The following is a 21,709-nucleotide window of genomic DNA, read 5'->3' on the forward strand; positions in this document are numbered from 1 at the left end:
GTCAATCCGCCTGCATCACGGCAAGCTCATGCCCGTCGACATCGCGGAAATGAAAGCGCCGCCCGCCCGGAAAGGCGAAGATCGGCACGACGATCGTCCCGCCCGCCGCCTCGACCGCCGAGAGCGTCGCCTCCAGCGCCTCGACCCGGATGACGGGCAGCGGCGCCTTCACCTTTTCGGGTGAGGCGTCCAGCCCGACATCGGTATCCCCGCTCATCGTCGCGGCATAGTCCGGCCCGAAATCGGTGAAGCGCCAGCCGAACGCCTCGGCATAGAAACGCTTCGCCGCCGCCCGGTCCCCGACCGGCAGTTCGAGATAGTCCAGACGCGCCATGACCCGACTCCTTCGTTCTTGATATGTTCCATTTCCTGCCCTAGTTTCGGGCGATGGGCAAGCGCGATATGGCCAGGCGGACTCCACGCGGTGCGACGGTCAACGCGACCAGCGCCCGTTTCGCCTTGCCGCAGGTCATGGCGGACGGCGACTGGCTCGACATGCAGGATCAGGTCGATGGCGCCCCGCCTCCCTTGCGGACCAGCGTGACCGTCGAGCGGCCGCGCACGATCCTGAGCCGCAACAGCTCGCCCGACGTGCCGTTCGACCGCTCGATCAATCCCTATCGCGGCTGCGAGCATGGCTGCATCTATTGCTTCGCGCGGCCCAGCCACGCCTATCACGACCTGTCGCCGGGACTGGATTTCGAAAGCCGGCTGTTTGCCAAGCCGAACGCCGCCGAGTTGCTGCGCGCCGAACTGGCCAGGCCGGGCTACCGCGTCGCGCCCATCGCACTGGGCACCAACACCGACCCCTATCAGCCGATCGAGGGCGAATGGCGGATCACGCGCGACATTCTGGGCGTGCTGGCGGAGACGAACCATCCGCTGGCGATCACGACCAAATCGGACCGCGTCGTGCGCGACATCGACATTCTGGCCCCCATGGCGGCCCGAGGGCTGGCGACGGTGTGCGTGTCGATCACCTCGCTCGACGCCAGGGTCGCGCGCACGGTCGAGCCCCGCGCGCCGACGCCCGAGCGGCGGCTGGCGGCGGTGGCGAAGCTGGCGGCGGCGGGCATCCCCACCTATGTCTCGATCGCGCCGGTCATCCCCGCGATCACCGATCACGAGATCGAGCATCTGATCGCCCGCGCTGCCGAGGCGGGGGCGCGCCATGCCTTCTTCATCCCCGTCCGCCTGCCGCACGAGGTCGCGCCCCTGTTCCGCGCCTGGCTGGACACGCATTTCCCCGAGCGCGCGGGCAAGGTGATGGCGATCATCCAGTCGTTGCGCGGGGGACGCGACAATGATCCCGATTTCTTCACCCGGATGCGCGGGCAAGGCCCCTGGGCGGAGTTGCTGCGCGTCCGCTTCCACCGCGCCTGTCGGTTGCACGGCCTCAATCGCGACCGGCCGCCGCTCGACACCGGCCAGTTCCGTCCGCCGAGCGGCCCGCAGGGCGAGCTGTTCTGAGGATCATCCCGCTTTGCCCGCGCGTTGGGACCGGGAAGGAGAGCGACGATGATCCACGACCCCGAACAGACCCCGCCCGAACAGGTGCCGAACGAGGACGAGGCCGACAGCTCCGGCGGCGGCTATGGCAATCATGGCGAAGCGGGCGAAGAAGAACAGGATCGCCGCGAGGTCGGCGGCTGAGGCTGACTGCCTCACCACCCGAACAATATTCAGCGATACCTTTCCCTCCCTCGCCCCTCGCAGAGGGGAGAGGGTTGCGCAGACTTGGTCTTTGCATAGCAAAGGCTTAGTCGGAGCTGGGTGAGGGGTGGGCGCTCGCGAAGCGAGCGCGCGAGCCTTTGGGCTCGCTCAACCCCTCACCCAAGCTGCGCTAGCCAGCAAGCTGGCAAGCTTCGCTAACCCTCTCCCCTGTCCAGGGGAGAGGGAAGGAGCAGCAATACTGAATGTCGATCCGCCCTACCCTACCAACGCCAGCCGCGCTTCGGACGACTTCATCGCCACCGCGGTCACGCCCGGCAGGTCCTCGATATGGCTAGCCAGCTCGGCGTCGAGCAGGAAGTTGCGTCCCAGCATCAGCAGCGTATCGCCGTCCGGCCCCGCGATCCGCGCCCGGACCTCGCCCCGGCCATTGCGCAGCGGGTCGAGCATCGCGTGCAGCGCCTTGAACGCCGCCTTGTCCGCCACCGTCACCTCGACCACGAATTTCGCGGTGCTGGCGAGCCCGTCGAACGGCTGGACCCGCTTGATGCTGACACGCGGCGCCTCTTCGCCCGGACGGCGATCCAGCTCGACGGTGATGAGCGCGCAATCGCCCTCCTTGGCGGCCTTTTCCAGATCGCCCGCCACCGAATCGTCGAAACAGGTCGCCAGGAACTGCCCGGTCGCGTCGGATAGTTGCGCCATCATATAGCGCTTGCCCCGCGCCGAGGTCCGCCAGCGCGCATCCTCGACCAGCACCGCCATGGTCGCGCCGATCCGCGCACCGTCGTCGGGGATGATGAGGTCGGTCAGCGAGGTGTAGGTCCGCGCGCCGTGCATCTTGGCGATATGCGCATGGCGATCGACCGGATGCGCCGAGAAATAGAAGCCGAACGCCTCTTTCTCCTGCTCCATCCGCTGCGACAGGCTCCAGCGGGTGCCAGTCGGCAGCTTGATCGCGTCGCCCGCCACCTCCGTCTCGCCGAACAGCCCGCCCTGCCCGCTCGTCCGCCCCTCATGGGTGCGCGCGGCGATGGCGAGGACGGTTTCGGCGACCGCATGGACGCCCGCGCGGTTGACCTCGATCCCGTCGAACGCCCCTGCGGACGCCAGCGTCTCGAGCTGGCGCTTGTTCATCAGGCGCGGGTCGACCCGCTTGGCCAGCGCATCGAGCGAGGCAAAGGGGCCGCCCGCATTGCGCTCGACGACCAGCTTCTCCATCGCACCCTCGCCCACCGACTTGAGCGCGCCCAGCGCATAGCGGACGCCCAGGCCGTCCTCATGCGGCTCGACATCGAACTCGGCCTGGCTGGCGTTGATGCAAGGCGGCAGCATCGTCACGCCCATCCGCCGCGCATCGTCGACGAAGATCGCCAGCTTGTCGGTCAGCGCCATGTCGTAGCACATCGACGCGGCGTAGAATTCGTGCGGGTGATGCGCCTTCAGCCACGCGGTCTGATAGGCGAGAAGCGCATAGGCCGCCGCGTGGCTCTTGTTGAAGCCATAGCCGGCGAACTTGTCGATCAAGTCGAACAGCTCGTTGGCCTTTTGCGACGGGATGCCGTTCACCTCCTGGCATCCCTTGACGAAGATGGCGCGCTGCGCGTCCATCTCCGCCTTGACCTTCTTGCCCATCGCGCGGCGGAGAAGATCCGCGCCGCCCAGCGAATAGCCCGCCAGGATCTGGGCGGCCTGCATCACCTGTTCCTGATAGACGAAGATGCCATAGGTCTCGGACAGGATTTGTTCGAGCAGGGGATGCGGGTAGACGATCTCCTCGGTCCCCTGCTTGCGGCGACCGAAGCTGGGGATATTGTCCATCGGACCCGGCCGATAGAGCGACACGAGCGCAATGATGTCGCCGAAATTGGTCGGGCGCACGGCGGACAGGGTGCGCCGCATACCTTCCGATTCCAGCTGGAACACGCCGACCGTGTCGCCCTTCTGGAGCAAAGCATAAGTGGCCTCGTCATCCCAGGCCAAGGCCCCGAGATCGACCTCGACCCCGCGCTTGGCGAGCAACTGCACCGCCTTTTGCAGCACCGACAGCGTCTTGAGGCCGAGGAAGTCGAACTTGACCAGCCCCGCGCCCTCGACGAACTTCATGTCGAACTGCGTCACCGGCATGTCGGAGCGGGGGTCGCGATAGAGCGGAACCAGCTGCGCCAGCGGCCGGTCGCCGATCACCACACCGGCGGCATGGGTCGAGCTGTGGCGCGGCAGGCCCTCCAGCTTGGTGGCGAGGTCGAGCAATCGGCGGACCTGGTTGTCGTTGGCATATTCCTTCGCCAACTCGGGCACGCCGTTGAGCGCGCGCTTCAGGTCCCAGGGATCGGTCGGGTGGTTGGGGACCAGCTTGGCGAGGCGGTCGACCTGGCCATAGCTCATCTGGAGCACGCGGCCGGTGTCCTTGAGCACGGCGCGCGCCTTCAGCTTACCGAAGGTGATGATCTGCGCGACCTGATCGCGGCCATATTTCTCCTGGACGTAGCGGATGACCTCGCCACGCCGGGTTTCGCAAAAGTCGATGTCGAAGTCGGGCATCGAGACGCGTTCCGGGTTCAGGAAGCGCTCGAACAGCAGGCCCAGCTTCAACGGATCGAGATCGGTGATGGTCAGCGCCCAGGCGACGACCGAGCCCGCGCCCGAACCACGGCCCGGCCCCACGGGAATATCGTGGTCCTTGGCCCATTTGATGAAGTCGGCGACGATCAGGAAATATCCGGGGAAGCCCATCTGGATGATGATGTCGACCTCGAACTTCAGCCGTTCGTGATAGGCCTCGCGCCAGCCGGGTTCGCCCTCGCCCTCCAGCTCGGCGATACGGTCGAGCCGCGCCTCCAGACCCGCCGTCGCGTCGCGGCGGAGCATCGCCGCCTCGCCCTCGCGGTCGCCCGCCAGGCTGGGCAGGATGGGCTTGCGCCACGGCGCCATGACGGCACAGCGCTGTGCGACGACCAGCGTGTTGTCGATCGCTTCGGGCAGGTCGGCGAAGAGCTGCTTCATCACCTCGGCGGGCTTCAGCCAAGCCTCGGGGCTGCTCTTGGGGCGATCGTCCATTTCGACATAGGTCGAATTGGCGATGCACAGCATGGCGTCATGCGCATCGCGGAAGCCGCTATCGGCAAAGCAGCAGGGATTGGTCGCGACCAGCGGCAGGTCGCGGTCATAGGCCAGGTCGATCAGATCCTGCTCGGCCGCGATCTCGACGGGATCGTCACGCCGCGCCAGTTCGATATAGAGCCGGTCGCCGAAGATCGCCTGGAGCCGGTCGGCATAGGCCTTGGCGCGGTCCGGCTGGCCTTCGGCGAACAGCCGTGCGATGCCGCCCTCTCCGGCGGCGGTCAGCGCGATCAAGCCGGTGCTGAACTTCTCCAGCGTGTCGAAGCCGACATGCGCCGCCAGTTCGATCGGCCGGTCGAGATGCGCCGCCGACACCAGCGCGCACAGATTGTCATAACCGGTCATGTCCTGCGCATAGAGCGCGATCCAATCGACCACCGCGCCGACATTGTCGGGCATGTCGGGCCTCGCGATGCCCAGCATCGTGCCGATCACCGGCTGGACCCCGGCCTTCTTGGCGGCGTCCGAAAAGGCCATCGCAGCATAGAGGCCGTTGCGGTCGGTCAGCCCGGCGGCAGGAAAGGCGTTCGCCTTGGCCTGCGCCGCAATCGCCTTGGGATCGATCGCGCCGTCGAGCATCGTGAAGGAGGAAAAGATGCGAAGCGGCACATATCCGGAATGCATCACGCACCCTTACGCCAAGCGACATGATTCGACCAGCACGGAACCCCGGCCAAAGGGAGTCGTTACGCCGACAGAATATCCTGATCTCGCTCAAGGACGTGATGATGACCGATACGGACCGTTCTTTTGCCGCCTCGCTTCGGCCTGGTGCCGGATGGGGCTGGATCCTGGCTTACGGCATCCTGTCGGCCTTGCTGGGTCTGGCGGCGTTCCTGTTCCCGGTGCCCGCTACCTTCGCCGCGACGCTGGTGATCGGCGCGTTCCTCATCGCCTCGGGCCTGGTGTCGATCGGTGCCGGTATCTTCGGCAAGGGGCATGAGGGGCGCGGCTATGCGATCGGCTTCGGGATCGTGTCGCTGATCATCGGGCTGATCATGGCGTTCGAGCCCGCGACCGGGGCCATTTCGATCACGCTGCTGATCGCGGTGTGGCTGGCGCTACGGGGCGTGCTGGAAATCGGGCTGGGCGCGCGGATGCGGCGGCGGCGCGGCTGGATGATCGCGCTGGGCGTGCTGAACATCATCCTGGCGCTGTTCGTGCTGGCGACGCTGCCATGGAGCGCGATGACGTTGCCGGGCTATATCCTGGGCCTGAGCTTCCTGTTCGGCGGGATCACCTCCATCGCCTCGGCACTGGATCACAAGAAGGGGGCGAGTGCGTTTTCGCTTTGAGGCCCTTGGCCTTCGACTTCGCTCAGGCCGAACGGCCGTTCGGACCAACCTCCGTTCACGCTGAGCGAAGTCGAAGCGCACGCCCGAACATCCGCCAGACAGCGCTACCTGCCCCCTGGCCTCAGGCCGAACGAGGGTCGGGTTTAAGCCCGGGCAAATGTGAGACTAAAGGAGCCCCTCAATGTCCCGCGCCAGATCCTCCGGCTTGGTCGTTGGGGCATAGCGGCCGACCACCTTGCCCGACCGATCCACCAGGAACTTGGTGAAGTTCCACTTGATCGCCTTCGTCCCCAGCAACCCCGGCGCTTCGCGCTTCAGCCACCCGAATAGCGGATCGGCGCCGTCGCCATTGACCTCGACCTTCGCCATCACCGGGAAGGTCACGTCATAGGTCAGCGAACAGAAATTCGCGATCTCCGCCGCGTCGCCCGGTTCCTGCGCGCCGAACTGGTTGCAGGGAAAGCCCATCACGGTCAGCCCCTGCGCCGCATAACGACGATGCAGCGCCTCCAGCCCGTCATATTGCGGGGTAAAGCCGCATTTCGACGCGGTGTTGACCACCAGCAGCACGCGCCCGGCATAGGCCGCCATGGCGACCGGCGTGCCGTCCGCCGCCCGGACGGTGAAATCGCCGATCCCGCTCACCGATGCTTCCCCAGCAGATAGTCCAGATTGGCGCGCACGCCGGGCCATTCGCGGTCGATGATCGAATAGACGATGCTGTCGCGAATGCGCCCGTCCGCCATCACCTGATGCCCGCGCAGCACGCCGTCCTTCTTCGCGCCCAGCCGCTCGATCGCCGCCTGGCTGCGCTGGTTGAGCGAATCGGTGCGAATCTGGATCGCCTGACACTCCATCACCTCAAAGGCATGGGCCAGCAGCATCCGCTTCGCCTCGGTATTGACGCCGGTCCGCTGGACGCGCGCGGCGTAGAAGGTGCCGCCGATCTCCAGCCGCCGATGCTGCGGCGCCATCCGCATATAGCGGGTCGTGCCGACCACCGCGCCGTCCGGCGTCTCGACCGCGAAGAGCAGCGCACGGCCGACATCGCGCTCCTTGAGCGCCGCCGCCAGCCAGCGCTCGGGCGTCTTCATCATCGAGACATTGGCGTAGAAGATGTTCCAGAGTTCGCCCTCCCGCGCGGCCTCGACCAGCGCGGGCAGATCGGCCTCGACGAAGGGGCGCAAGCGAACGTGGCGGCCGGTCAGCGTCGGCGTCTCGGTCCAGGCGCTCATTGCAGGCGACCTTCGTGGAGGCGCACCACCCGGTCCATCTTCAATGCCAGCCGCTCGTTATGCGTCGCGACCAGCGCCGCCGAGCCCTCGTCGCGCACCAGCCGCAGGAATTCGGCCAGCACGACCTCGGAGGTGTGCTCGTCCAGATTGCCGGTCGGCTCGTCGGCCAGCACCAGCGGAGGCTGGTTGGCGAGCGCACGGGCGACCGCCACGCGCTGCTGCTCGCCGCCCGACAATTGGCTCGGCCGATGGGTCAGCCGGTGGCCGAGGCCGAGTGCGGTCAGCAACCCCCTGGCCCGCATATCGGCGGCGGCGGGCAGCTTGCCCTGCACCAGTTGCGGCAGGACCACATTCTCGATCGCGTTGAAATCGGGCAGCAGGTGGTGGAACTGGTAGACGAAGCCCAGATAATCGCGCCGCGCGATCGTGCGGCCATGCGAGTCGAGCTTCGACACCTCCTCGCCCGCGATCCGGATCGAGCCGGAGAAACCGCCCTCCAGCAAACCGACCGCCTGAAGCAGCGTCGACTTGCCCGAACCCGAGGGGCCCAGAAGCGCCACGATCTCACCCGGCGCGACGGCCAGGTCGACGCCGCGCAGCACCTCGATCGTCTGCCCGCCTTGGGTGAAGCTGCGCGAGAGCCCGCGCGTCTCCAGCACCGGCTCGGCGGTGCGGGGGGCGACGGCATCGCCCATGCGGATGATCGGATCATTCATAACGCAGCACCTGCACCGGGTCCGTGCTCGCCGCCTTCCAGGCGGGGTAGAGCGTGGCGAGGAAGGAGAAGACCAGCGCCATCGACGCGATCACGATGACCTCCACGGGGTCGGTCTTGGACGGCAGCTCGGTCAGATAGCGGATCGAGGGGTCCCACAGATTCTGGCCCGTCACGAACTGGACGAAGTTCACCACGCCCTGGCGATAGAACAGGAACACCGCGCCCAGCGCCAGCCCCGCGACCGTGCCCAGCGCGCCGATCGTCGTGCCCACCGTCATGAAGATGCGCATCAACCCGCCGCGCGTCGCACCCATCGTGCGCAGGATCGCGATGTCGCGCGTCTTGGCGCGGACGAGCATGATCAGCGAGGACAGGATGTTGAACACCGCGACCAGGATGATGATCGAAAGCACGGTGAACATCGCCACCCGCTCGACCGCCAGCGCCTCGAACAGCTGCGCGTTCATCGTCCGCCAGTCGGCGATCACCGCGCGCCCGCCCAGCTTGTCGGCGAGCGGCGCAAGGATCTGGCCCACCCGGTCGGCGTCCACCGTCTGGATTTCGACCATGCCGACCGTGTCGCCCATCAGGAGCAGCGTCTGCGCATCCTCGATCGGCATGATGACATAGGCCTTGTCATAATCATACACCCCGATCTCGAAGATCGCGCCGACCGTATAGCTGACGATGCGCGGCACCGTGCCGAAGGGGGTGGTCTGCCCCTGCGGGCTGATCAGCGAAATCTCCGAGCCGACCTGCGCGCCCAACGCCTCCGCCAGCCGGCTGCCGATCGCGATGCGGCCGCTGCCCGGCGTGATGCTGTTCAGATTGCCCATGATGATCTTGGAGCGGATCGCCGAATTGCCCCGGATGTCCTGCACCCGCATGCCGCGCACCAGCACCGCCTCGACCCGGCCGTTATAGCTGGACATCAACGGCTGCTCGATCATCGGCACCGCGCTGGTCACGCCCGGCGTCGCCTTGGCCTCGCGCACGATGTCGCGCCAGTCGGGCAGGCGCCCGCCCACCCCCTGCACCACCGCATGGCCGTTGAGCCCGACGATCTTGTCGAACAGTTCGGCGCGAAAGCCGTTCATCACGCTCATGACGATGACGAGCGCGGCGACGCCCAGCATGACCGCGACCAGGCTGATCGAGGCGACGAGGAAGATGAACGCCTCTCCCTTGCCCGGCAGCAGATAGCGCCGGGCGATCATCCGTTCATAGCGTGACAGGATCATTGATGTCCGATCGATCCGTGGAGAAACTGATAAGCCCAGCGGCTGTACGGGCGGCGTCCGGCGGTGGCAATGCCGCGCCCGGTTCCGGCGGCCAAACGGCCGACTCGCCGCATTGTTGCGCGACGGCAACACAAGTTCCGCAATCGTAGCATCGATGCCGCAAGAGGGATGACAAGCCCCGCCATCCTAACGTACCACAATCTCACTGAGACACAGGCAGCAACGGCCGTGGTTCGGGGATTGCTCCAACGCTCACCCAAAGAGGTTGATGCGGGAGCGGGAAAAGGGGGCTGACGAGCGATCGTCACGCAGGCGCCCGGATCGGAAACGGTCCGGGCGTTTGTCATGGGGGCCTCGTCGCGCATCGCTCCATCGAAAAGCCGCCGGAACCGGCTGAGAAACGGGGAGCTTCCAAACTCCGTTTCCAGATGCCGGCCCGGCGCCCGTTCACGGGACTGTCGCTATACCAGATCAAGATGAACCGAATGTGGACGAATCCTGTGATTCGTCCCCTTCGATCCTCCCCACCTCCGATGGGGAGGAATGGGTCAGAACGACTTGGAAATGGTGAACCCATATGTGCGCGGATCACCCGGCTGGCCGACGATCAGCCCGGTCGAACCCGATTGGGTCGCCAACAGCTCGTAATAATTGTGATCGAACAGGTTGCGGACCCAGACGAACGCGTTCCAACTGCCCGGCGCCTTGAATCCCGCCCGCACATTGGACAGGCTATATCCGTTGATGTCGGTATAGGCCGAGCGCGACGGGTTGGACGAGAATTTGGACCGATAGCTGCCGTCATAGCCGAGATAGAATTGCCCCTCGGTCCCCGCCACGGTCGCGGGCAGGTCATATTCCGCGCCGTAGGAAAAGACCCAGCGCGACACGCCCGGCAGCCACTGGCCCGAAATGTTGCAATAGGGCAGCGAATTGCCCGGCGTCCCCGCCGCCGCGGGCGTGCCGACGATCTGGCCGTTCACCACCGGCAGCGCGGTGCCGCCCGACAGCTCGGGCGGGCATGGCGCGTTGGTGAAGCGGGTATAGCGCGCATCGGTGAACGCGCCGTTGGCATAGACGTTGAACCGTTCGGTCGGGCGGAAGGCCGAGTCGATCTCGATCCCCCGCGTCCGCACGCGCCCGGCATTCGCCAGATAGCCACGCAGGACATTGACCTGAAGATTGTTCACCGTCGCCTGATAATCGCCGATCTCGGTCCAGAAACCCGCGATGTTCACGGTCGCGCGGCGGTCGGCGAACTGGGTCTTCAGCCCCAGCTCGAAATGATTGACCTTTTCCGGCTTCACCGTCTGGGTCGCCAGGATCGGGTTGTTCTGCGCATCCAGCGGCAGGCCCGACAGGTTGATGCCCCCCGACTTATAGCTTCGCGCATAGGTCGCGTAATAATGGACATTGGGGTTGAACTCATAGGCGATGGTCAGATCGCCCGACAGGTTCCAGTTGGTGAAGGAGGGCGTGTAGTTCTGCGGCGCCAGCACCCCGCGCTGGTCGCTGGTCAGGCTGGTCGAGCCCGCGCCATTGGTGACGACCGAGACATAGGAGCCGTCCTTGCGGTCGTAATTGAGCCGCAGGCCCGGCGACACCGACAGGCGGTCGTCGACATGCCAGGTCAGTTTGCCGAACAGCGCCGCCGAGGTGTTGGTGAAGCCGATCGTGTTGCGCGCGGTCAGCCCGTTCAGCGTCGCGGGGTTGCGCCCGGCGGAGCCGGTCGGATTGAGCAGGAAGGCGCTCGCCGCCGGGCCCTGCACCTGCAAACCCTGCGTGTCGATCGACTGCCAGAAGTAAAAAGCGCCCAGCACATAATCGAGCGTCCGCTTGCCGTTGGAGGCGATGCGGATCTCCTGCGTCACCTGGCTCTGCTGCGACGGATTGGCCGAGACGGTGGTGATGGGCAGGCCGATGAAATCGCGGTCGTTGGACGGGTCCCAATGCCAGAAACGCCACGCCGACACGCTGGTCAGCGTCGCCTCCCCCACATCCCAGTTGGCGACCAGCGACAGCCCGCCCAGTTCCTGCTTGGCACGCAGATCGGTGTCGACATCGGTCAGCCGGTCGAAGGCGTTGGTCGACGGCACGCTATAGCCCTGCGCGGCGGCCAGCGCCGGATATTGGCGATTGAGCGGACGCTGGGTCGCGCCCACCCGCGCATAATATTGGACGCAGCAATTGGGGTTCTGCCGCGCATAATCGCCCGACAGGGTCAGGTCGAGCGTGGGCGTGGCGTGCCACAGGAACTGGCTGCGCAGCGACAGATTGTCCTGGCTGTTCTGCCATTCCTGCTGACGGGTGTTCCAGACGGTGCCGCGCCGCGTGGTGATCGAGGTCGACAGCCGCACCGCCACCTTGTCGTCGACCAGCGGGCCGGACACCGAGGCCTTGCCCTGGAAGAAGTCGTAATTGCCGCCGCTCAGCTCGACCCGCGCCTCGGGCGTGAAGCTGGGCGGACGGGTGATGATGTTGATCGCGCCCGCCGTGGTGTTCTTGCCGTAAAGCGTGCCCTGCGGCCCGCGCAGCACCTCGATCCGCTCGGTATCGGTGAAGTCGAACGTCGCCGAGGCGATGCGGCTGTAATAGACCTGGTCGACATAAATGCCGACGCCCTGCTCGATCCCGTCATTGGTCAGCCCGAACGGCGCGCCGAGCCCGCGGATATTGGCGGCCGAGTTGCGCGGGTTGGTCGAATAGAATTGCAGCGTCGGCTGGATCTGGGTCAGCCGGTTGACATTATAGGTGCCCGTCTCCGCCAGCGCGGTGCCGCCGATCACCGACATGGCGATGGGAACCGACTGGATCGTCTCGGCGCGGCGGCGCGCGGTGACGACGACGTCGCCCCCGCCCTGTTGCGCGGTGCCCAGCCGCCCTTCTTCGCGACCCGACCGGGCGGCAGGCTCGGGCGGCGTGGTGGTCTGTGGATCGGACGTGGCCGCCACCGTCTGGGCAGCAAGCATGAGTGCCAGGGTCAAGGACATGGAAGCTCCCCTTTTGATTTCACCTCCCATTCACACATCGATTTACTGGGCATTCAAGCGCGGACCGGCTTGGGCCGCTGGAAGATTTGCTTCTCGATCCGATGGGGCTCTTGAAGGACATGAAATACGAACCATATCGGTTCGCGTGCGGTGCCGCTGACGGGCCGCACGGAGCGGCCTTGCCCGTCCGGGCGACGGGTGGGCCGATCCTCTTCAATTCGCTTCTGATGGAGGTTTTGACATGCGTATCGACCTGACCCCGTATCGCCGTTCGACCATCGGCTTCGACCGGCTGTTCGATCTGCTGGAGGCCAATTCGCGCGGCGCTTCGGCGGAAAATTATCCCCCCTTCAATCTCGAGCGTCTGGCCGAGGACCGTTACCGCATCACCCTGGCGGTGGCCGGTTTCGCCCGCGACGAGATCGAGATCACCGCGCAGCAGAACATGCTGCTCGTCACCGGCAAGAAGGATGACAAGGCGACCGCGCCCAACTTCCTGCATGTCGGCATCGCCAATCGCTCGTTCGAGCGGCGCTTCGAGCTGGCGGACTTCGTGTTCGTCGAGGATGCGCGCCTGAACGACGGCCTGCTCGTCATCGACCTCGTCCGCGAGGTGCCCGAGGCGATGAAGCCCAAGACGATCGCGATCAAGACGGGCCAGCCGCTGGCGGCGGTCGAACATCACACCGACGAGGCCGATGCGGCCAAGGCGGCATAACAAGGCTCGACGTCTTTCCCTCCCAGAAGACGTCGCGGGGCGTCCGGACCGACGGGTCCGGGCGCCTTTTTGGTTTTTTCCGGCCTCCGTTCGGGCTGGGCGAGGCGAGGTCTGTGCGCCGCCGTCCGCCAGGTGGACATGTTTTCCCTTGGCCTTCGACTGCGCTCAGGCTGAACGGAGGGTGGGCGAGCGGCAAGGACTGTCGCTTTGGCCGCCTTTCCCCAAACCCCACACCCGTTCAGGCTGAGCGAAGTCGAAGCCTACGCCCCGCCATCCGCCAAGTGGACAGCGCCTCCCTTGGCCTTCGACTACGCTCAGGCTGAACGGAGGGTGGGCAGGCGGCAGGATCTGTCGCTTCGAACACCGTCCCCCAAATCCCACACCCGTTCGGGCTGAGCGGAGTCGAAGCCCACGCCCTGCCCTCCGCCAAGTGGACAGCGCCTCCCTTGGCCTTCGACTACGCTCAGGCTGAACGGAGGTTGGGCGAGCGGCAAGGACTGTCGCTTCGAACACCTTCCCAAACCCCACACCCGTTCAGGCTGAGCGAAGTCGAAGCCCACGCAACGCCATCCACCAGATGGACAGCGTCTCCCTCGCCCAACCCGAACGAAGCAAAAAATAACCCCAAAAGAAAAACCCCGCCTCCATCTGGAGGCGGGGTCATCAAATCACACCAACCGGCTCTGTTTCACCGCCGCTTCGACGAAGCTGGCGAACAGGGGATGCGGGTCGAAGGGTTTCGACTTGAGTTCCGGATGGAACTGCACGCCGACGAACCAGGGGTGATCGGGCCGCTCGACGATCTCGGGGAGCGTGCCGTCCGGCGACATGCCGCTGAACACCAGCCCGCCCTTTTCCAGCGCTTCCTTATAGGCGGTGTTCACCTCGTAGCGGTGACGATGCCGCTCGGAAATATCCTCGCTGCCATAGATGGAGGCGACGACGCTGTTGCCCGCCAGCTTCGCCTGATAGGCCCCCAGCCGCATCGTGCCGCCCAGGTCGCCGCTGGCCTCGCGCTTTTCCAGGCCGTCACGGCCCATCCATTCGGTGATGAGGCCGACCACCGGCTCCGAGGTCGGGCCGAACTCGGTCGAGGAGGCGTCCGTGATCCCCGCCAGATCGCGCGCGCCCTCGACACAGGCCATCTGCATGCCGAAGCAGATGCCGAAATAGGGCACGCGGCGTTCCCGCGCGAACCGGACCGCCGCGATCTTGCCCGCCGCGCCGCGCTCGCCGAACGCGCCGGGGACCAGGATGGCGTGGCAGGGTTCGAGCTGCTGCGCGATCTCGCTCTCGTCGCCCTCGAACAGCTCGGCGTCGATCCAGCGGATATGGACCTTCACCTTGTTGGCGATGCCGCCATGCACCAGCGCCTCGTTGAGCGACTTGTACGCATCCTGCAGGCCGACATATTTGCCGACCACGCCGATCGTGACCTCACCCTCGGGATTGGTCAGGCGATCGACGATCTCGGTCCAGCGCGACAGGTCGGGCGCGCCCTCGGGCTCGATCCCGAATGCGCGCAGCACCTCCGAATCGAGGCCCTCGGCATGATATTGCAGCGGCACCGCATAGATGCTCGCGGCATCCAGCGCCGGAATGACCGCCGAGGGCGGCACGTTGCAGAACAGGCCGATCTTGGCGCGGTCCGAAGCGGGCAGCGGATGCTCGCAGCGGCAGACCAGCACGTCGGGGGCCACGCCCAGCGCCGCGATCTCGCGCACCGAATGCTGGGTCGGCTTGGTCTTCAGCTCGCCTGCCGCCGCGATATACGGCACCAGCGTGACGTGGATGCTGATCGACTTGCCACGGCCCAGCTCGTTCTTGAGCTGGCGGATCGCCTCGATGAAGGGCAGCGATTCGATATCGCCGACCGTGCCGCCGATCTCGCAGAGGACGAAGTCGAGATCCTCGCCATTCTCGTCGACCGTATCGGCCTTGGCGAACGCCTTGATCGCGTCGGTGACGTGCGGGATCACCTGGACGGTCGCGCCCAGATAGTCGCCGCGCCGCTCGCGCTCGATGATCGTCTTGTAGATACGGCCCGAGGTGACGTTGTCCGACTGGCGCGAGGCCACGCCGGTGAAGCGTTCGTAATGGCCGAGGTCGAGGTCGGTCTCCGCCCCGTCGTCGGTCACATAGACCTCGCCATGCTGATACGGGCTCATCGTGCCCGGATCGACGTTGAGATAGGGATCGAACTTGCGGATGCGCACGCGGTAACCGCGTGCCTGTAGAAGAGCCGCAAGAGAGGCCGCCATGAGGCCCTTGCCGAGCGACGAAACCACGCCGCCGGTGATGAAGATATACCGCGCCATGGGAAGAATCGCCTAGCTTGGATGGGGTGGATACGACAACAGCAAAGATGCGCGCCGCCGGAAATTATCGGCGGCGCGTTGGCCTATGCTGCGATGGAAACGAAATTTAGCGGGCGAGCGGAACCGCCGAATTGTCCGCCGGAGCCTGGGCCGGTGCGGTCCCGGTCGGGACCGGAGCGGGCGCGGGCTGGGTGATCGGCGCCTGGGTCGCGGGCGTGCGGGCCAGCGAGGTGTCGATGGCGGGCGCGCCGCGCGTCGCGGCCAGGACCGCGAGCAGGATCGAGAAGCCGATAAAGGCGGTGGCCAGCACCGCCGTCGCACGGCTGAGGAAGTCGGCCGCGCCGCGTGCCGACATCAGCCCCGACGGGCTGCCCCCCATGCCCAGACCGCCGCCTTCCGACCGCTGCATGAGAATCACCGTGACGAGGGTCGCGGCGATGATGGCGTGGATGACGAGCAGGAATGCGAACATGAGGCGCGTGTGATCCCGATGGAGGGTGTGCGAAAGCGCGCACATAGGCGAGGCCGCGCCTGCGATCAACCTTGCCGCGCCGGACCGAGCCGCGACGAATCGCCGGTCGGGGGGCGACAAGATGTTCGCAAATGCGGAACATCAGTGGAAACCACCATTGGGAAAGGGCGTTATGAACACGTAACAACGCCCGGCAAAGCCCGGCACAGCCATTGGAATCGCCATCGTGTCCCACCCACACGAACCGCAGACGCTGCTGGCCTGGATGTCGGCGCTGGTCGATTATGTCCGTTCGGGTGAACCCGACCTGACCAACCGGCAGATGGCCCTGCTGCTCGTCGTTTACCTGCGTCCGGGCCCGCATACGGTGCGCGGTTTGGCGCGCGCCTTGAACGTCTCGAAACCCGTCGTCACCCGCGCCTTGAATAGACTGGGAACGCTGGGCTATCTGCGCCGCCAACGCGATGATAGCGACAAGCGTAACATCTTTGTCGCCAGGACACCTGAAGGGGCGGACTTTCTTGAAGAATTCGGACATTTCATCGGCGCTGGCGACGCCCCTGCCCTCCAGCGAGCCAGCGCGTAAGAGCTTTGCGCTGCAGGGACGCCGGGTCAGCCTCGACCCTCGCACCCATGCGGTTCGCGCCGATCTGGCCGATGTCCGGCTGGCCGAATACGTATTCGCACCCCATTATGCCGCACCCCTGTCCTATAAGACGTGCAGCGCGCTGACCTTGCGCGAGGGACGCAAGACCGACAGCGAGGTGTTGGCCGAACTCGCCCCCGGCGAGGCGTTCGAGGTGCTGGAGGTCGCGGGCGGTCTGGCCTGGGGCATTGCGCCGCATATGGGCCTGGTCGGCTATTGCGATGCGGCGTTGCTGGAGCAGGTGCAATGACGAAGACGGTGTTCATCGACGGCGGCGCAGGCACGACCGGGCTGGAAATCGCCGACCGGCTGGCCGGGCGCCCCGACCTGGCGATCGTCACCCTGCCCGACGACCGCCGCAAGGACGCGGATGCGCGGCGCGAGGCGATCAACGATGCCGATTTCGTCATCCTGTGCCTGCCCGACGATGCCGCGCGCGAGGCGGTGTCGCTGATCGACAATGATCGCACGCGCGTCGTTGATGCCTCCACCGCGCACCGCACCGCGGAGGGCTGGGTCTATGGCATGGCCGAGCTGGAGCCCGAGCAGGGCGACCGGATCGCGGCGGCGCGTTTCGTCTCCAATCCCGGCTGCTATCCCACCGGCTTCCTGGCGCTGGTCCGGCCGCTGGTCCGTGCGGGCCTGATCCCCGCCGACTGGCCGGTGTCGGTCAACGCCGCGTCGGGCTATTCGGGCGGCGGCAAGGCGATGATCGCCGAATATGAGACGGCCGAGCACCGGGCGTTCCGCCCCTATGGCCTGTCGCTGGCGCACAAGCACGCGCCCGAGATGCAGCGTCATTCGGGCCTGGCCCATGCGCCGATCTTCGCCCCCGCCGTGGTCGACACCTATCGCGGCATGGTCGTCGAGGTGCCGTTGCCGCTCTACGCCCTGCCCGGCCGCCCCTCGCTCCAGGCGGTGTCGGACACGCTGGCGGCTGCCTATGCCGACAGCCGCATCGTCCGCTTGTCCACGCAGGACGTGGCGGCGGTGAATATCGAGGAAAATGCCGGAACCGACCGGATGACCTTGCGTGTCTGCGGCAATCCGGCCACGGGTCTTGCTCGACTGATCGCCACGCTCGACAATCTGGGCAAGGGTGCCGGTGGGGCGGCAGTCCAGAATCTGAACATCATGGCCGGGCTCGATCCGACCGCCGGCCTCGTGCTCTAAGGAGACGTCATGACGCGCAATCCCGTTGGCAAGCTGCTGCTGTTCGGCGCGACCGGCGACCTGTCGCAGCGTATGCTGCTGCCGTCGCTCTATAATCTTCACGCCGATGGGCTGTTGCCCGAGGAGTTGACGATCACCGGGACGGCGCGGTCCGATTATGACGATGCGGGCTTCCGCGACTTCGCCGCGCACGCGCTCGACACGTTCCTGCCCGATGACCGCAAGGACGCCGAAAAAATCGCGGGCTTCTTAAATCGATTGCAGTACCAGTCGCTCGACGCCTCCTCGACGGAGGGCTTCCCCGCGCTCGCCGAGAAGGTCGGCGACGTGTCGAACGGCCTGGCCATCTATCTGTCGACCGCGCCCAGCCTGTTCGAATCGACGATCAAGGGCCTCGAATCGGTGGGCCTGGCGGGCGAGACGGTGCGGATCGGCCTGGAAAAGCCGCTGGGCTATGACCTCGCCTCGTCCAAGGAGATCAACGACGCGGTCGCCTATGGCTTCCCGGAGGAGCGGACCTTCCGCATCGACCATTATCTGGGCAAGGAAACCGTCCAGAACATCCTGGCGCTGCGCTTCGGCAATTTCTTCTTCGAGCCGATCTGGAACGCCAACGGCATCGACAATGTCCAGATCACCATCGCCGAGACGGTCGGGCTGGAGGATCGCGCGGGCTATTATGAAGGCGCCGGTGCGCTGCGCGACATGGTGCAGAACCATATCCTGCAACTGCTCGCGCTAATCGCGATGGAGCCGCCCGCGCGCTACGACGGCACCGCGATCCGCGACGAGAAGGCCAAGGTCTTCCGCTCGCTGCGGCTGATGAAGCCCGAGGAAGTGCCCCACAACACCGTCACCGGCCAATATGTGGACGGCGCGGTGGGCGGCAAGATCGTCGGCTCCTATGCCGACGAACTGGGCAAGCCGTCGCGCACCGAGACCTTCGTCGCGATCAAGGCGCATGTCGACAATTGGCGCTGGCAGGGCGTGCCCTTCTACCTGCGCACCGGCAAGCGGATGGTCGCGCGCCGTTCGGAGATCGCGATCCAGTTCAAGCCGGTCCCCCATTCGATGTTCGCGGGACGCGGCGGCCTGCTCCAGCCCAACACGCTGGTCATCCGCCTCCAGCCGGAGGAATATATCCAGCTGCTGGTGATGGCCAAGGAGCCTGGCCTGGACCGCGACGGCATCCATCTGCGCGAAGTGCCGCTGAACCTGTCGCTCGACGCCGAGTTCGCCGGGACCCGCCGCCGCATCGCCTATGAGCGGCTGCTGCTCGACCTGATCGAAGGCGACCAGACGCTGTTCGTCCGCCGCGACGAGGTAGAGGCGCAGTGGACCTGGATCGACGCGATCCGCGCGGGCTGGGACGCCAACGACCTCAAGCCCAAATCCTATCCCAGCGGCAGCTGGGGCCCGTCCGCCGCGATCGCGCTGACCGAGCGCGACGGCGTGACCTGGCAGGACGACTGACCCACCCCCGCCCCACCGAGCGGGCGGACGACATCGGCGCGATCCCGGCCCGCCCCACCCGGCGGGCCGCACCTCGCGCCCGGACTATCAGGATAGAGACGACATGACCGACGAAATCGAATGGTGGGATTACGAGGACACCGCCGAGATGGCGGGCGCGCTGGCGGGCGATATCCAGTTCATCATCGAAAGCGCCATCGAGGCGCGCGGTGCGGCGGTGATCGCGCTGTCGGGCGGCAAGACGCCGATCCCGGTCTATGAGAAGCTGGCCCAGGCCAAGCTCGACTGGAAGCGCGTGACGATCGTCCCCGCCGACGAACGCATCGTGCCGCTGGGCGACCCGCTGTCCAACGTGACGATGATCGGCAAGATCTTCCTGCCCAAGGGTGCGCGGGTGATGCCGATCGTGCCGCAGGCGACCCAGGACTATAAGGCCGCGGGCCGCTCGGCCGATGCGCTGATGCAGGAACTCCACTGGCCGCTTGACCTCGTCCTGCTGGGCATGGGCGCCGACGGGCACACCGCCTCGATCTTCCCCGGCCCCGATTATGACGAGGCGCTCAACGGCCCCAAGGAGCGGCGCGCGCTGGGCCTGATGCCGGAGCCCCTGCCCCCCGAGGCGCCCGTCGCGCGCGTGACGCTCAGCCGGGCGGGAATCGTATCGGCCCGCTCGATCATGATTGCCATTTCGGGACCGGCCAAGAAAAAGGTGCTGGAAGACGCGATCAAGGAAGGGGCATCGTCCCCCTATCCGATCGGCCGCGTGCTGGCCGACGTCGAACTGCCGATCGACATCCACTGGAGCGAGCAATGAGTCTGAACGCCGCCGTCTCGGCCGTCACCGACCGGGTCATCGAACGCTCGAAGCCCGGTCGGCAGGCCTATCTCGACCTGATCGCGCATGAGGCCGAAACGGCGGTGCGCCGCCCCAATCTGGGCTGCGCCAACCTGGCCCATGCCTATGCCGGGACCGAGGAGGACCGCGACGCCATGAAGGCGGATCGCGGCATGAACATCGGCATCGTGTCGGCCTATAACGACATGCTGTCCGCGCATGCCGTCTATTACCGCTATCCGGAGCTGATGAAGGTCTGGGCGCGCGAGGTCGGTGCCACGGCGCAGGTGGCGGGCGGCGTGCCCGCCATGTGCGACGGCGTGACGCAAGGCTATGCGGGCATGGAGCTGTCGCTGTTCAGCCGCGACACCATCGCGCTGTCGACGGCGGTCGCGCTGAGCCACGGCACCTTCGAGGGTGCCGCGCTGCTGGGCATCTGCGACAAGATCGTGCCAGGCCTGCTGATGGGCGCGCTGCGCTTCGGCCATCTGCCGATGATCCTGGTTCCCGGCGGCCCGATGCCGACCGGCCTGCCCAACAAGCAGAAGGCCGCCGTCCGCGAGGCCTTTGCCGAGGGCAAGGCGGGGCGCGACGAGCTGCTCGACGCCGAGATCGCGGCCTATCATTCCAAGGGCACCTGCACCTTCTACGGCACCGCCAACACCAACCAGATGATGATGGAGGTGATGGGCCTGCACATGCCGGGCGCCGCCTTCGTCAATCCGGGCACCAAGCTGCGCCAGGAGCTCAGCCGCGCCGCCGTCCACCAGCTGGCGAAGATCGGGCAGCGCGGCGAGGATTATCGGCCACTCGGCCGCTGCGTCGATGAAAAGGCGATCGTCAACGCGGCGGTCGGCCTGCTGGCGACCGGCGGCTCGACCAACCACCTGATCCACCTGCCCGCCATCGCGCGCGCGGCGGGGATCATCATCGACTGGGAGGATATGGACCGCCTGTCGGCCGCCGTGCCGCTGATCGCGCGGGTCTATCCCAACGGTTCGGCCGATGTGAACGGGTTCGAGGCGGCGGGCGGCATGCCCTATGTCATCCGCGAACTGCTGTCGGAGGGGCTGCTCCACCGCGACATCCTGACGGTGGCGGGCAAGGACCTGTCCGATTACGGCCAGACGGCGGTGATCGCCGACGACAAGCTGGCCTGGACCCCGGTCGGCGACAGCGGCGACGAGACGATCCTGCGCCCGGCCGCTGCGCCCTTCTCGCCCGATGGCGGGATGCGCATCCTGTCGGGCAATATCGGCCGCGCCTGCATCAAGGTATCGGCGGTCGAGCGCGACCGCTGGATCATCGAGGCGCCCGCGCGCGTCTTCTCCGACCAGTCCGAAGTGCAGGCCGCGTTCAAGGCGGGCGAGCTGGAGCGCGACGTCGTCGTCGTCGTCCGTTTCCAGGGCCCCAAGGCCAATGGCATGCCCGAGCTGCACAAGCTGACCCCGCCGCTGGGCGTGCTCCAGAACCGGGGCTTCAAGGTCGCGCTCGTCACCGACGGCCGCATGTCGGGCGCCAGCGGCAAGGTGCCCTGCGCCATCCATCTCAGCCCCGAGGCGATCGGCGGCGGCGCGATCGGGTTGATCCGCGACGGCGACATCGTCCGGCTGGACGCGGTGGCGGGCACGCTCGACGCGCTGGTCGATCCGGCCGAATGGGCCGCGCGCGAACAGGCCGTGACCCCCGCCCCCGTTCAGGGCATGGGCCGCGAGCTGTTCGCACTGTTCCGCCAGGCCGCCGACGAGGCCGAGAAGGGCGCATCGCCCATTCTCGCCGGCGCCGGCCTGTAAAAAATAAG

19 protein-coding genes are annotated in these 21,709 nt (G+C 66.5%); 10 read left to right on the top strand and 9 right to left on the bottom strand.

Annotated features, from left to right (window positions below):
• Position 1: 1 nt before the first annotated feature.
• Complete coding sequence (locus tag ABIC44_RS02075; protein ID WP_354293333.1) at positions 2 to 334, bottom strand: VOC family protein; 333 nt, start codon at positions 332 to 334, stop codon at positions 2 to 4.
• A gap of 68 nt (positions 335 to 402) precedes the next feature.
• Between ABIC44_RS02075 and ABIC44_RS02080 the strand changes: the two genes are divergently transcribed.
• Both ABIC44_RS02080 and ABIC44_RS02085 read left to right on the top strand, forming a co-directional pair.
• Positions 403 to 1,470: a PA0069 family radical SAM protein gene (locus tag ABIC44_RS02080; protein ID WP_354293334.1), complete on the top strand. Its 1,068-nt coding sequence runs from the start codon at positions 403 to 405 to the stop codon at positions 1,468 to 1,470.
• 48 nt (positions 1,471 to 1,518) lie between these two features.
• On the top strand, positions 1,519 to 1,653 hold the full coding sequence (locus tag ABIC44_RS02085; protein ID WP_307099469.1) for a hypothetical protein: 135 nt from the start codon (positions 1,519 to 1,521) through the stop codon (positions 1,651 to 1,653).
• Between the two features lie 276 nt (positions 1,654 to 1,929).
• On the opposite strand, the gene dnaE is transcribed toward ABIC44_RS02085, so the two are convergent.
• Complete coding sequence (gene dnaE / locus ABIC44_RS02090; protein WP_354293335.1) at positions 1,930 to 5,421, bottom strand: DNA polymerase III subunit alpha; 3,492 nt, start codon at positions 5,419 to 5,421, stop codon at positions 1,930 to 1,932.
• A gap of 98 nt (positions 5,422 to 5,519) precedes the next feature.
• On the opposite strand from dnaE, the gene ABIC44_RS02095 reads away from it, so the two are divergent.
• Positions 5,520 to 6,089 carry an HdeD family acid-resistance protein gene (locus tag ABIC44_RS02095; RefSeq protein WP_354293337.1) on the top strand — a complete coding sequence of 190 codons (570 nt, stop codon included), beginning with the start codon at positions 5,520 to 5,522 and terminating at the stop codon, positions 6,087 to 6,089.
• Between the two features lie 165 nt (positions 6,090 to 6,254).
• Here the strand turns inward: ABIC44_RS02095 and ABIC44_RS02100 are convergent, their stop codons facing one another.
• The 5 genes from ABIC44_RS02100 to ABIC44_RS02120 form a co-directional block, all read right to left on the bottom strand.
• A complete protein-coding gene (locus ABIC44_RS02100; RefSeq protein WP_354293338.1) occupies positions 6,255 to 6,734 on the bottom strand; it encodes a glutathione peroxidase in 480 nt (159 codons plus the stop codon).
• Entirely contained in the window at positions 6,731 to 7,324 is a 594-nt protein-coding gene (locus ABIC44_RS02105) for a GNAT family N-acetyltransferase (protein ID WP_354293339.1), read from the bottom strand. Before ABIC44_RS02105 ends, ABIC44_RS02100 begins: the two co-directional genes overlap by 4 nt.
• Positions 7,321 to 8,019, bottom strand: coding sequence for an ABC transporter ATP-binding protein (locus tag ABIC44_RS02110; protein ID WP_354293385.1), 699 nt, complete (start codon positions 8,017 to 8,019; stop codon positions 7,321 to 7,323). Before ABIC44_RS02110 ends, ABIC44_RS02105 begins: the two co-directional genes overlap by 4 nt.
• Positions 8,020 to 8,032: 13 nt before the next feature.
• Positions 8,033 to 9,283, bottom strand: a complete 1,251-nt coding sequence (locus ABIC44_RS02115; RefSeq protein ID WP_354293340.1) for a lipoprotein-releasing ABC transporter permease subunit — start codon at positions 9,281 to 9,283, stop codon at positions 8,033 to 8,035.
• 548 nt (positions 9,284 to 9,831) lie between these two features.
• Entirely contained in the window at positions 9,832 to 12,273 is a 2,442-nt protein-coding gene (locus ABIC44_RS02120; RefSeq protein ID WP_354293341.1) for a TonB-dependent receptor, read from the bottom strand.
• A gap of 241 nt (positions 12,274 to 12,514) precedes the next feature.
• Here ABIC44_RS02120 and ABIC44_RS02125 point away from each other — a divergent pair, with 241 nt between their 5' ends.
• Positions 12,515 to 12,991 (top strand): Hsp20 family protein, encoded by a 477-nt coding sequence (locus ABIC44_RS02125; protein WP_354293342.1) that lies wholly within the window; start codon positions 12,515 to 12,517, stop codon positions 12,989 to 12,991.
• A 668-nt stretch (positions 12,992 to 13,659) separates the two neighbouring features.
• Here ABIC44_RS02125 and pyrG read toward each other — a convergent pair.
• Both pyrG and secG read right to left on the bottom strand, forming a co-directional pair.
• On the bottom strand, positions 13,660 to 15,309 hold the full coding sequence (gene pyrG, locus ABIC44_RS02130; protein ID WP_307099486.1) for a CTP synthase: 1,650 nt from the start codon (positions 15,307 to 15,309) through the stop codon (positions 13,660 to 13,662).
• Between the two features lie 106 nt (positions 15,310 to 15,415).
• A complete protein-coding gene (secG, locus tag ABIC44_RS02135; RefSeq protein ID WP_307099489.1) occupies positions 15,416 to 15,781 on the bottom strand; it encodes a preprotein translocase subunit SecG in 366 nt (121 codons plus the stop codon).
• A gap of 265 nt (positions 15,782 to 16,046) precedes the next feature.
• Here secG and ABIC44_RS02140 point away from each other — a divergent pair, with 265 nt between their 5' ends.
• The 6 genes from ABIC44_RS02140 (at position 16,047) to edd (ending at position 21,701) form a co-directional block, all read left to right on the top strand.
• Positions 16,047 to 16,367 (top strand): MarR family transcriptional regulator, encoded by a 321-nt coding sequence (locus ABIC44_RS02140; protein ID WP_058732142.1) that lies wholly within the window; start codon positions 16,047 to 16,049, stop codon positions 16,365 to 16,367.
• A complete protein-coding gene (locus tag ABIC44_RS02145) occupies positions 16,303 to 16,677 on the top strand; it encodes an SH3 domain-containing protein (protein ID WP_354293344.1) in 375 nt (124 codons plus the stop codon). Before ABIC44_RS02140 ends, ABIC44_RS02145 begins: the two co-directional genes overlap by 65 nt.
• Positions 16,674 to 17,600, top strand: coding sequence for an N-acetyl-gamma-glutamyl-phosphate reductase (argC, locus tag ABIC44_RS02150; RefSeq protein ID WP_354293346.1), 927 nt, complete (start codon positions 16,674 to 16,676; stop codon positions 17,598 to 17,600). The genes ABIC44_RS02145 and argC overlap by 4 nt, the downstream gene beginning before the upstream one ends.
• A gap of 9 nt (positions 17,601 to 17,609) precedes the next feature.
• Positions 17,610 to 19,073: a glucose-6-phosphate dehydrogenase gene (gene zwf / locus ABIC44_RS02155; RefSeq protein ID WP_354293347.1), complete on the top strand. Its 1,464-nt coding sequence runs from the start codon at positions 17,610 to 17,612 to the stop codon at positions 19,071 to 19,073.
• 103 nt (positions 19,074 to 19,176) lie between these two features.
• Complete coding sequence (pgl, locus tag ABIC44_RS02160) at positions 19,177 to 19,887, top strand: 6-phosphogluconolactonase (RefSeq protein ID WP_307099498.1); 711 nt, start codon at positions 19,177 to 19,179, stop codon at positions 19,885 to 19,887.
• Entirely contained in the window at positions 19,884 to 21,701 is a 1,818-nt protein-coding gene (edd, locus tag ABIC44_RS02165) for a phosphogluconate dehydratase (RefSeq protein ID WP_354293348.1), read from the top strand. The genes pgl and edd overlap by 4 nt, the downstream gene beginning before the upstream one ends.
• The last annotated feature ends 8 nt before the right edge of the window (positions 21,702 to 21,709 follow it).

The sequence above is a fragment of the Sphingomonas sp. 1185 genome, from assembly GCF_040544655.1.
Lineage (GTDB): Bacteria > Pseudomonadota > Alphaproteobacteria > Sphingomonadales > Sphingomonadaceae > Sphingomonas.